The sequence below is a fragment of the Flavobacterium sp. LM4 genome (assembly GCF_002017935.1).
Lineage (GTDB): Bacteria > Bacteroidota > Bacteroidia > Flavobacteriales > Flavobacteriaceae > Flavobacterium > Flavobacterium chungangense.
The window spans coordinates 2,825,630-2,838,017 of sequence record NZ_MUFW01000001.1; the positions used below are offsets into that span (position 1 = coordinate 2,825,630).

The 12,388-nt window shown below is 33.0% G+C and carries 12 protein-coding genes; all 12 read right to left on the minus strand.

Going from position 1 to position 12,388, the window contains the following annotated elements:
- Nucleotides 1-10: 10 nt before the first annotated feature.
- Nucleotides 11-925, minus strand: a complete 915-nt coding sequence (locus BXU10_RS12500) for a DUF6625 family protein (protein ID WP_078227596.1) — start codon at nucleotides 923-925, stop codon at nucleotides 11-13.
- Between the two features lie 124 nt (nucleotides 926-1,049).
- The gene (locus BXU10_RS12505; RefSeq protein WP_078227597.1) at nucleotides 1,050-2,480 is read right to left on the minus strand and encodes a glycosyltransferase; all 1,431 of its coding nucleotides are present in this window, start codon (nucleotides 2,478-2,480) and stop codon (nucleotides 1,050-1,052) included.
- Nucleotides 2,477-3,313, minus strand: a complete 837-nt coding sequence (locus BXU10_RS12510; RefSeq protein WP_078227598.1) for a HEAT repeat domain-containing protein — start codon at nucleotides 3,311-3,313, stop codon at nucleotides 2,477-2,479. Before BXU10_RS12510 ends, BXU10_RS12505 begins: the two co-directional genes overlap by 4 nt.
- A 10-nt stretch (nucleotides 3,314-3,323) precedes the next feature.
- Nucleotides 3,324-3,689, minus strand: a complete 366-nt coding sequence (locus BXU10_RS12515; protein ID WP_078227599.1) for a response regulator transcription factor — start codon at nucleotides 3,687-3,689, stop codon at nucleotides 3,324-3,326.
- A 75-nt stretch (nucleotides 3,690-3,764) separates the two neighbouring features.
- Nucleotides 3,765-5,753 carry a GAF domain-containing hybrid sensor histidine kinase/response regulator gene (locus BXU10_RS12520; protein WP_078227600.1) on the minus strand — a complete coding sequence of 663 codons (1,989 nt, stop codon included), beginning with the start codon at nucleotides 5,751-5,753 and terminating at the stop codon, nucleotides 3,765-3,767.
- 549 nt (nucleotides 5,754-6,302) lie between these two features.
- Nucleotides 6,303-7,310 carry a zinc-dependent alcohol dehydrogenase family protein gene (locus BXU10_RS12525; RefSeq protein WP_078227601.1) on the minus strand — a complete coding sequence of 336 codons (1,008 nt, stop codon included), beginning with the start codon at nucleotides 7,308-7,310 and terminating at the stop codon, nucleotides 6,303-6,305.
- Nucleotides 7,311-7,448: 138 nt separating this feature from the next.
- The gene (locus BXU10_RS12530) at nucleotides 7,449-8,030 is read right to left on the minus strand and encodes a Crp/Fnr family transcriptional regulator (RefSeq protein WP_078227602.1); all 582 of its coding nucleotides are present in this window, start codon (nucleotides 8,028-8,030) and stop codon (nucleotides 7,449-7,451) included.
- A 169-nt stretch (nucleotides 8,031-8,199) separates the two neighbouring features.
- A complete protein-coding gene (locus BXU10_RS12535; protein ID WP_031456858.1) occupies nucleotides 8,200-9,096 on the minus strand; it encodes an AraC family transcriptional regulator in 897 nt (298 codons plus the stop codon).
- 60 nt (nucleotides 9,097-9,156) lie between these two features.
- Nucleotides 9,157-9,975 (minus strand): SDR family NAD(P)-dependent oxidoreductase, encoded by an 819-nt coding sequence (locus BXU10_RS12540; RefSeq protein WP_078227603.1) that lies wholly within the window; start codon nucleotides 9,973-9,975, stop codon nucleotides 9,157-9,159.
- A gap of 211 nt (nucleotides 9,976-10,186) precedes the next feature.
- Entirely contained in the window at nucleotides 10,187-10,630 is a 444-nt protein-coding gene (locus tag BXU10_RS12545) for a PaaI family thioesterase (RefSeq protein WP_078227604.1), read from the minus strand.
- 6 nt (nucleotides 10,631-10,636) lie between these two features.
- Nucleotides 10,637-11,470, minus strand: a complete 834-nt coding sequence (locus tag BXU10_RS12550) for an alpha/beta fold hydrolase (protein WP_078227605.1) — start codon at nucleotides 11,468-11,470, stop codon at nucleotides 10,637-10,639.
- A gap of 107 nt (nucleotides 11,471-11,577) precedes the next feature.
- A complete protein-coding gene (locus BXU10_RS12555) occupies nucleotides 11,578-12,381 on the minus strand; it encodes an SDR family oxidoreductase (RefSeq protein ID WP_078227606.1) in 804 nt (267 codons plus the stop codon).
- Nucleotides 12,382-12,388 lie beyond the last annotated feature (7 nt).

The window sequence follows — 12,388 nt, forward strand, 5'->3', positions numbered from 1 at the left end:
AGTTTTATTTTTAACTATGAAAAAGTTGTACTTTTTTTAAGGATTTCTTTTTACGTATTATTTTTAATCCTAATAGTCTCCAAAAGCTATTTTTATTAATACCCTTTTTATTAAAATAAAAAACATCAGGTATCGGAAAATTTACTGACTTATTCTCACATTCGGCTTTATACTTTATCATATCATAAAATAAGCACTCTTTCTTGTTAGAATAGATTATATTTCCATTATCCCATCTCATTTTATTATGCATGGTTTTATAGAAATAAAGTTCAAAAAGGGGTTTTATCCTGCCTTCTGATTCAGCTTTACGTACTACATAAGTCATACTTTGTATATGATTTGGAAAGTCAAAAACAGATACTCCGGGTGTTTGCAATTCATCGTATAAAGAATTACATTCATCAAAACCGACCCATTCGGGTGAAGAAAATACTTTTTGATAATCCCGGCTTTCCATAAACAAAGTTCTCATTAAATCATTATTACGATACAGGCAAAATGTACCGGTTATAAAGTCCTTATGCGCACTTATAAGATCATATTTGTTTAAAATATCGGTAGTGATAAAGCTTCTTATATTGCCATAAACCATGTCAATATCACCATGTCCCCAAAAATCATATTTTTCAAGAAAATCCTGAAATAACAATCCACAAACGGGTTTAAAATCACATAATTTATAAGCGTTATCAAAATTTAAGTCAAAACCCAATTTTTTGCTGGCCTCTGCTTTGAATTCATCTAATGATTTGTTTATTATGATAACGTTAGACGGTTTATTTGGGATTTCTTGCGTATTTTCGGTTACAATTACGAAATCAATCGTTGGATTATGAATACAAGACTTGATGAAATAAGGAAAATACCAAGGGTAATCTCCATACCAACAGGTAAGTAAAGCTATAGAATGTTGTTTGTTCATATTGATTTTAATCTGATTTTTGGGAGTAAAACTCTTTATCTATTTTGTTTTTTTTTGAATTTATTGTTTTAATATTTATCAGTGAGTAGCAATAGCTGTAATGCTTTAATGAATTTTTTAGTGATTATTCCTTCTTATTAAATCCTTTTCTGGTCATTTCGCCCCAGCCTTTAGTTCCCATAATTTTTTCTTTATAACCAACCAGCGCAGCATATACCGTAAGCGGATGAAAGTACAATGGTTCTATGAAAGCAGCTAGCAGAAGCTTAAAAAAATCAGCTTTTTTAGGATACTTATGATAAGTAAACTCTTCACTAAATAAAGCTATAACCGAAAAAAATACGGCAAAAGTGTAAACAAACAGGAGCAATAAAAAAAAGAAATGCCAGTTAATAAAACCAAAAAATATAAATAAGAGTGTTATTATGAGACCTGTAAACTCTATTGCAGGAGCCAGAAATTCAAAAAATGTCCAGTAAGGAATACTAAGCATTCCTAATAATTTGTATTTAGGGTTCAGGAACATTTTTTTGTGAAGAGTAAGTGTTTCGATTGTTCCTCTCATCCAGCGGCTGCGCTGTTTTTTGAATATTTTGAAATCTTCAGGTGCTTCTGTCCAGCAAAGCGGGTCCGGGATATAACTAACCGAGTAAGGCAATTTATTTTCAACCATGTAACGGCGCATTCTTACGACAAGTTCCATGTCTTCACCTACCGTTTTTGTGTTGTAACCTCCTGATAATAAAGCTATTTCTTTGTCAAAAGCACCAAATGCGCCGCTGATCAGCAATAGCCCATCGAGCCTGCCCCAAGCCATTCTTCCTAAAAGAAAAGCTCTGAGATATTCTAAAACCTGTATTCTTGGTAATATAGCATCAGGGATATTTATTTCAACTAAACGACCATTCCTGATAACACACTGGTTTGCTATTCGTACGACACCGCCTGTAGCAATAATGCGTTTGCCATAAGATTCTAAAAAAGGTTTTGCTAATTTTAATAACGAATCTTTATCAAGGATACAATCAACATCAATACATACTACGTAAGGGTTTTGTGCAATATTAAGCCCTACGTTTAGAGCATCAGCTTTGCCTCCATTTTCTTTGTCAACAACTATTAGTTTTCTAAACGCAGCATTTCCGGAAGTATATATTCCTCTAACCTTTTTGGTTTCGATTTTTGAATCGACCGCAAGTTCTGTGAGGACAAGATTGTAGGTGTTAATCAGGATTTCCATCGAATTGTCTTTGCTGCCGTCATTAACCACAATTACCTCATAATTATTGTAGTTTAAAGAAAGTAAGGATTTTACATTTTCTTCAATAGTAAAACCCTCATTATAGGCAGGGGCAATTAAGGAAAGTTTTGGTGCAAATTCGCTGGTAAGCAGGGCTTCATAATCTACAAAACTATTTTTTTTTAGATAACTCCTTAGCGCTTTTGTAGAAAGGTAGGCTAATATAAGATAGGATGACATGATTAGGACAGCATATCCAAGAATAAGGAGTATGTAAACATCGATAAACCATGTTGTTTCACTATTAAAAATCATTTACTTATAAGGTTTACGGTTAGTGCCTGTACTATACTTTGTGCTTCATACTGTATTTGTGTGTTTGGAGCCCTCTCTGCCAATTCTTTTACATGAGAAAGTTTTTGTGTAAACTTAAGTTCTTTAATAAGCTTTAGTCCAAGTGCCACAACTGTAGAATTTTTTGATTCAAGCAAGTATTCGACACCTTGTGTATCGCCAATATCATGTTTTTTGAAAGCATTTATAATATTTAGCTGGGTCCAGTTATCAATAGGATAAGGATGTTCTGTAAGATGAATAATTCCTGTTGTTCCTCCGAGTTTAATACAGGCATTTATGGCTGTGATTTTTAAGGTTTTATTTTTGGATTTAGAAATAGCTACAACAGTATCAAAAGCATCAGTAATATTCATCTCTGCCAATTCTGTAATTCCTTTGCATTTAACTTCCCATTTATGGTTTTTAAGTTTTTTTAAAGAGCCATTGATCAATTCGGATTCTTTATAAAATTCTTCAAGCTTTATTGCATAAATACCATCGTAATTTTTATGAAGATTGATCACCGATTCTGTTAATACTTCTCTGAAGTACTTGTCTTTTAAAAACATCTCATAATTTTGATCTTCTTTTACCGAAGAAAATGGAGTGTCCATAAAAACCACTGAATACATTAATTCTACAATAATTAGGTCGTATTCATTTCTGAGTTTTTCCTGTTTTATTTTTCTGGTGCGGCTTTCAATAATTAATAAGTAAAGGACGGCTGATATTCCTATAAATAAGAAAATTGAACCTATTAGAAAAGGTTCTACCCAGTGACTGTTTTTATAAAGTTCCCAGATTTTTACCATATTTACATCATTACAAACGGATATTAAGTAATTTATTAATTCTTACAAAAAGAACAGCAGGGCTAATAGGTTTAGCAATAAATTCGTTTGCGCCTATGTCAAAAGAATCCAATTCTGTTTGTTCTACACCTGAAGAAGTAAATATAATGATCGGAATATCTGAATTAATATTTTGTCTTACATATTGTGTAATTTCCATTCCGCTTTTCCCTGGCATATTAATATCAGTGAGGATTAGGTCATAATTATTTTTTTCAATAGCCTCGAGTGCCTCCTGACCATCAGAAAACTGGTCAACAGTAAATCCTTTAGCCGTTAAGAAAAAAGATAGTGATTTGCGTAGGATTTCATTATCTTCAGCTATAACTATATTCATTTGGTTTAAATTTTGTATTGAGTAAAACGTATCTTAAAAATCAGATACGTAAAGCTATAGTATATTTCTCTTTTATCATAGGTCCTTTAAGATTTTAACTACTTCAATAACACCACAATGTAAGATATTTTTACTGTCTTCACTTTTAGTGGTAAATTGTCCCGTAATGGCTTCTTGCTCAATAAAAGACAAACAATGAGAAAGGTCTTCTAACATGAAAATATTGAAACTGGATTTCATATTATGTGCTAATTTTTTTGCACCATCATGATCATTCTTGTTAAATGCTTCTTCAAGCTGAGTCACTTCATTTGGAATTTTTTGTATAAATAAAGCTATCATCTCCTGAATAAAGTTGGGATCACCATAAGACATTTCATCTAAAAACGAGAAATCAATCTTTCTTTTTACAGGGAGCTTTATATCTTTATTGATAACTGATTTTATAGCTTCTAAAAGCATTGCCTGTTTAAAAGGCTTAGGCACATAAGCATCCATTCCTACATTGTAGCACAGTTCCTGCTCTCCGACCAGAGAATGTGCAGTCATGGCTATTATAGGAATGGTTAAATTCATTTCACATCTAATATATTCAGTAGTTTGGTAGCCATCTTTTACAGGCATCTGAAGATCCATTAATACCAAATCATATTCATTTTTTAACAACAGATCAATTCCTTCCTGACCATTCTCTGCAATGTCTAATTCAAAACCAAAATTATGAATCACATTTTTTGCAAGTTTCTGGTTTAAAGCATTGTCTTCGCAAAGAAGAATTTTTAGTTTACCCAGATCTTCTTTTAATACTGTTTCATTTTTTGTTTCAATAGGATTCGCCTTTTTATAAGAAAGTACAAAGAAAAATTCTGAACCGTATCCTTGTCTGCTTTTTATATGAATTTCAGAATTTTGAAGTTCTATTAACTGTTTTACAATGTTAAGTCCAAGTCCGGTACCGCCAAATCTTCGTGTCGTACTTTCTTCTGCTTGTGTAAAGCGTTCAAATATAGTTTTGAGTTTGTCCTCCGGTATACCTATTCCGGTATCTTTAACAGAGAATTTAAGTGAGTAATAATCTTCAGTTTCTGCTATTTTTTTTACAGATACTGTAACTTCACCTTCTTCGGTAAACTTAAGAGAGTTGCCGGTAAGGTTAACCAGTATCTGGTTTAATCTTCCCTGATCACCAATTACAGTTTCAGGTAAATCAGCGTCAAGAAAGAGATTGAATTCAACAGTCGAAGGCACTTTAACCTTTAGTAAATTATACACATGTTTAAGTGTCTTTTTTAAATTAAAGGGCTGTGCATCAATAGTCAAATTTCCGGATTCGATTTTAGAAAGGTCCAGAATGTCATTAATAATAATTAGCAGATTCTCTCCTGCAATTTGTACACTGTCAATATAATCCCTTTGCGTAACATCTAATTTTGTTTGGGCCAATAAGTCTGTAAAACCAATAATAGCATTCAACGGGGTCCTGATTTCATGGCTCATGTTTGCTAAAAAACTATCTTTTGCCAATACGGCACGTTCGGCAATTTTTCTCTGAGTATTGAGTTCAATGTTTTTTGTTGATAATTCCAATTGGTTTATCACATGCTTCGCAATAATTGATAAAGCATTTTTTTGGTCTTCATTAAGCTCTTTAGAAAGATGGTCTACGGCGCATAGAGTTCCTATGTTATAACCGTCTGGTGTTGTAAGTGGAATACCGGCATAAAATCGTACATTAAATCCTCCTGTGACATTAGGATCATCTTTAAAGCGTTCATTTAAAAAGGTATCTGGGATTTCAACCATTTTAGATTCCATAATGGTATAGTTACAGAAACTAATTTCCCGTGGAACCTCTGATACCCCAACTCCAATTTCAGATTTAAACCACTGTCTGCTCTCATCTATGAAAGAGATATGAGCGATTGGTACACCACATATATAAGAAACCAATTTTGTTGCATCGTCAAAAGCATGATCAGGAAGTGTATCAAGAATATTATAACGTTTTAATGCAGCTAAACGTTCCGTTTCATTGTGTGGTATTGGGTATTCTTTATTTTTCATTTTATCAAAGGGGAAAGTCTATAAATATAATAATTTGGGTTAGAACTTTACAACAAAAATGATCTAAAATAAAGTATTGATATTTTTCTATACATTTTATTACCCCATAAATTCTTAAAATGGAATAAATTCATTTACTAATTATAAAAACGAGCCGTAAGTCTTGTAAAATATAGGTTTTTGCAAAATAAGGAAAGTATTGAAATGTAAAAAAGCACCTCATTTATGTGCTTTCAGCAGAAAAATAGGGATTCGAACTATAGTCTCAACCTGTTTGTATAATCAATATTCAGGCTTCCGCTGTCTAAAGCTGATTTCTCTCCTCAAATTTTTGCAATAGTGAATTTAGGAAATATTTTAATTTTCTTGATGTGTTTCCAGATAAATGTGGTTTAACTTTTATAGCAAAAAGGGTAGGAACTGCAATTTGTTTGAAGGTCTAAAATTGCAATAGAAGCAGTCCTAAAGCAATGTGATTTAATAAAAACCGTTGATAAATGTCAACGGTTTTTGAGAGTGGCTAAAAGGTGTATGTAAACAATAATCAAATTATATATTCACCACAATTTTACCAAATTGCTGGTTAGACTCTAAATAGTTATGAGAGTCAACAATTTCATTTAAGTTAAAAACTTTATCAATAATTGGTTTTAATTTTCCTTCGGTTACACCTTTGTCAATAAAAGCAATAGCTTCTGTTAAAACATCCCTATTACCTAAAACTTCAATTGCAGAATATCCTCGAATGGTTGGCGTTTTCATAAGAACATCAAAGGCAGGGAAACTTGCTGGTTCGTGGCTCAATGCTCCATAAACAAATACTTTTCCGTTTTCGGCAACTGAGCTTAAAAGATTACTAAATTTAGCTCCTATAACTGGATCTAAAATTAAATGGGCACCTACATTATTAGTAATTTTTAAAACTTCAGTTGCTATGTTTTCCTCAGATGTTACAATCACATGAGAAGCTCCAGCTTTTAATAATGCTTCTTTTTTATTTAATGATGTGGTTAAGGCTATTGAAATTCCGCCAACATAATTTGTTATTTGAATCGCAGCAAGTCCTGCACTACTTGATGCAGCATTGATAACAACAAATTCACCTGCTTTTAATTTTCCGGAATTTACTATCATACCATACATGGTCGAGTAACTTGTCCATAAGGCTGCGGCCTCATCATAAGATAAATTGGTTGGATATTTATGCACCGCATAGGCTGGCATTGTAATATATTCACCATAAGAAGAATAGTTGTGTAATGAAAATCCTGGTATAACATTTACAACATCACCCACTGCTAAATTAGAAACATCCGAACCTATTGCTTCAACAATTCCTGCTGCTTCATATCCTAACTGGGCAGGAAAAACAGGATTCTCTATATACATTCCCTGGCGGTACATAGCATCAGCTCTATTAATTCCAATTGATTTAACCTGAATTCTTACTTCCTGAGATCCGGGATAAGACACTTCTACTTGTTCAACTTTCAATACTTCCGGAGTTCCAGCTTCGTGAAAAACTACTGTTTTAGACATTTTTGATAAATCGCTCATTGTTTTATTTTTATAATTTTTTATTGATTTTGATATGGCAAAGTTGTATCAAAGGAATGCCTTAAAACAATGAGATATGATAAAAAAAACCGTTGACATTTGTCAACGGTTTAAAATATATATTCTTAAAATGATAAACTATTTTGGACCTTGTTTTCTGATTCTGCTTAATGTTTCTTTCGTAATTCCTAAAGAAGAAGCGATAAGATGTTGGGGAAATCGTTGGAGAAATTGCGGATGACTATGAACAAATTCTTCATAACGTTTTTCAGCAGTATTACTCAAAGCAGAGTCTAATCTTCGTTGGCTGACAATGGCATTTCTTTCATCCATTAATCTTACCATTTCTACCAACGCTGGTACTTTTTCCATCAAGCTGAGCATATCGGCTCTTGTAATAAGAAGCAAATCTGTATCTTCCCAGGCATCAATATTATATTTTGAAGGTGTAAGCATTGTAAAACTTTCGCGGTCATTTGCCCAATAATTTTCGATATATAGATGTACAATGTGTTCGATACCTTTATCATCCACACTATATTGTCGCATTGCTCCTTTTACAATAAAACCAGAGTATTTGCAAACATCGCCTGACTGTAAAAAATATTGTTTTTTTCTAATCTTTTTTGGTTGAAAAGCATCTATAATCAAGGCCTGTTCTTCACTTGTAAGGGACAAATTAGTATATTGACTAATGTAATCGAAAAGGTTGTTGTGCATTGGTTTGATAAAGTAATTAAGTCAACACAAAGATATAAAAAAGCATTAATTCATCTGCACAAATACCAGTTACTGAATTAGTAATAGAAAAGTGCATTCCAGTGATGGTAACAACCTCAATTGTCAACGTAGCTTCAGTATGTAATAATATTGGATTTAGACTTTTTTTTTAATTTAAGAAATGATCTTTGAATTTATTTGGAGTAACACCTACTTCTTTTTTAAACAGACGGGAAAAATAAGTAGGATTTTCGAACCCAAGAGAAACAGAAATTTCGGAAATATTCATCTTTCCTTCTTTCAATAAATTTTTAGCTTCTGAAATCAAATAGAGATGAATAAGTTCTAAAGCCGTTTTTCCGGTTTCCTGTTTCAGCATATCGCTCAGATAACGTGGGGAGACATTCAGTTTTTCTGCTAAATGACTAACAGTAGGAAGTCCTAAATCATTATTTTTTCTATTTTCAAAATATAAAGAAAGCATATCATTAAACTTAGTAAATGTCGCTCCGGATAATTCTTCGCGATTGATAAACTGTCGTTTGTAAAAGCGCTGCGCATATTTAAGCATTGTATCAAGGTGACTAAGAATAATGCTTTTACTGTAAGTATCAACGTTATTATGGTATTCTTTTTCCATCCCGTACACCAGGTTCCAAATTGTTTCTTCTTCACTGGGAGAAAGGTACAGTGCTTCATTTACTTCGTATTCAAAATAGGCGTATTTCTTTATTTCGTTATGCAAAGCAGTTCCGGATAAAAAATCTTCGTGAATAAGAATTGTAAAACAGTCTTCTTCTAAACGAATGTTTTTGCATCCGGTAATCTGTCTCGGCTTAATGAAAGACATTTTTCCGTGGTTATGATCGTATTTGGTTCTTCCGTATTGCATGCTTCCCGATTCGACCTTTTTGAAAATGATGATGTAAAAATCAGCTGTAAATTCAGTTTCCCTGGCAACATTACAAGATTCTTTATTGCCCCGGGCAACATAAAACAACGGATGTTCAGGAGCTTTAAGTCCGATAGCCTGATTGTAACTGCTTATTTTATCGAAATGATTCATCTATTTAATTTTAAAAAGAAAAAACAGAACCCGACGAATCGGATTCTGCAAATCTAAACTTTATTTTCCATGTGCTGCTTCAGATACGTCCTGCCATTCTTCCCAGGTTTTCAAACGTTCACCATAAGCGTATTTAGCCCATTGTAAACCGGCTTTTCCTAAAAGCAATCGTAACGGAGGATTCTCTGCATCTGTCAGTTTTAAAACAGCTTCTGAAGTCGCTGCCGGTACACCATAATCTTCTTCTTTGTTTCCTTCCTGAAGTGCAGATCTTACAGCATCATAAAGTGGTAAAGGCTTGCTTTGTACAGCAGAAGAGGCACCAAAATCAGTTTCATAACCATTTGGTTCTACAAGTGTGACTTTGATTCCGAATCCGGCAACTTCTGCGGCCAAAGATTCAGTTAACCCTTCAACAGCAAATTTAGAAGCACTGTAAATCCCTAAAGTAGGCAATGCAATAACGCCCAAAACGCTCGAAAGCTGAATAATATGACCCGATTTTTGTTCGCGCATAACAGGAATAACTGCCTGTGTAAGCCAAATTAATCCAAATACATTGGTCTCAAACTGTGCACGGATTTCCTGTTCTTCTAATTCTTCAACGGCACCAAAATGTCCGTATCCTGCATTATTAATCAATACATCAATTGCTCCAAAATGGCTCTTAGCTTTTGAAACTGCTTCAAAGGATGCTTTTTTATCGGTTACATCTAATTGTAAAACCAATAAATTATCCTGATATTCTGATGCCAGATCGTTTAATGATTCTGTATTTCTTACAGTTGCTACAACATTATCGCCACGTTTAAGAAAAGCTTCAGTCCAGATTTTTCCAAATCCACGGGATGCACCTGTTATAAAAATTGTTTTTTTCATTATATTATACTTTTTGTTTTAATACTGATACAAATCTCACGCTATTCTTGTTCTTAATTATGATACAAAAGTGGGTAATAATGAAACGTTTTTACTAACCATATCAACTTACAAAACAGTATTTAGATATTTAAATAAAAAAAGAGTATTAAGTTAAGTCTTAATTGTAAAGTGTAATCACACATTTTCTATTAAAAATTTGATCGGAATTTTAAAAGGGGATTTTAGTGGAACTAACCGCCAGATTAGAACTTGCTTTAGCAACAAGTTTGCTATTGTTTTGATTTGTAACTACCGCATTGAAATGAATAATTGTTTTTCCTAATTTGATTAATTCTGTTTTAACCAAAACGCTGTCATTTTCAAAAGCAGGATTAAAAAAATCGACATTTAAATTAATGGTAGGATAGAAGTTCTCTAAACCAAGTATCATAAAATTAATCCCAATGCAGTCATCAATCATGCTTGAAATTACTCCTCCGTGAAGCATCCCAACAGGATTGGTCATTTCTTTTCTAACTATAAACTTAAATTCTATTGATTTATCGTTTACAGAAACTACCGTCCCATTTAGCCATTTGGCAAATGGGGACGGACTTCCTGAAAATGGTTTACCAATAAAACTTTGAAGTAATTGAAGTCTTTTATTTTCCATTTTTATTTATTTAGCTAAAAATTCTAATGCTTTTTTTACAAAATCTTCGTGGTTTTGGAATATTGAACCGTGACCTGCATCCTTGTAAATAATTATCTGTGAATTTTTTATGCGATTTTTTAATTCGTATGAATTACTGACAGGAACCATTTTATCGTTGTCACCGTTTACAATTAAGACAGGTTGTGTAATTACTGATAAGTCTTGATGTGCTTGCAATCCCCAAGCTTTTATTGCATCAAGCTGATGTGTCAAGTGTTTCATTTTCAATTTCTCGCCTCTATTTTCTTTTCTTTCTTTTAGCCTTTTAAGATAGCTTTTTGCTGCTTTATGTCCATTGGCATTTCTATTAAAGAACAAATAGAATTTTGGATTTCTGAAGGTAAAACTCCCTTTGATTACATCTTTGATAACTACGGGTGTCATTTTGCTAATACCAGCACCACCAGCAGGTCCAGTACCAGCAAGAATTACTTTGCGTACAAGTTGTGGCTCACGAAGTAAAATTTCCTGTGCGATGAAACCGCCTAATGAAAACCCGAAAAGGTCAACTTTTTGATAACCGAGCGCTTTTATAAAAGCTATTGCATCTGTAGCCATTTCTGCAACGTTTTTTGGAGTTACTCCTCCTGTAGAACCTATGCCTCGATTATCAAAGCAAATGATTGGATGTTCGGAAGCGAAGCCTTCCATAATTTTTGGGTCACAATCATCCATTGTAGCGGTTAAGTGATTTAGAAAAATTATTGGTAAGCCTGGTTTATCTTCGCCAAGTTTGCGATAATAGAAATCTGTTCCTCCAACATTTATGGATTGTGTTTTTACATTTTTGAAGTTCATAATTCTAGTTTTAGTGAATTATTATTTTGATTATTTGTTTGAGCAATAGACGTTGTTATTATGCTAACAAGTAGCGAAAACAGTATTTGATACTTTTTCATATTTTTTTATTTTGCTGTTTTTACACTTTTATGTATTGCTTCCTCAAACTTGGAATAGGCAAAATTATTAAGGAATAAAATCATTCCTGCCATTTTTCCGACAAGGTTTCGGAATTTTGGATTTTTTGCATTTATGATTTTTATAATTGCGTTTACTATTATAGATGGGTCATCTCCTTCTGCCATACTGTTTTTGATATACTTATTTACTTGTTCCTTATATTCCTTGTACTCTGCTATGTTTCCATTAGCCGAAATCATATTAGAGCCAAGATTTGTTTTTGCCCACATAGGTTGAACCATATTTACTTTGATATTGAATTGACTTAACTCAAAACGTAATGATTTGAAGAAACCTTCCAATGCGTGCTTTGAAGCAGAATAAATGGATTTATTAGGTAAACCAATCAAGCCCATAATTGAGCTAACGGTAATAATTTGCCCACTTTTTTGTTTTCTAAAATAAGGGAGCAATGCGTTTGTTACATTAACTGTTCCCCAAAAATTGGTTTCAAACTGTTGCTTGGCTATATCTGTAGATGTTTCTTCTGCAATTCCTGTGAGCATATATCCTGCACAGTTTACTAAAATGTCTAATTGATTGACTGTTTCAAAAACTTGCTTTGTAAACTCTTTTATGGATTTTTCGTCAGCAATATCCAAAGCCAAGACCTTAAAAGGGACTGTGCTTTGTAGTTTTTCTGAATTTCTACTTGTGCCAATTACATTATATCCTTGTTGGTGTAATTTGTTTGCTAGCATCAAACCAAAACCCGATGATGCCCCTGTTATTAAAATTGTTTTTTTCATCTTATCA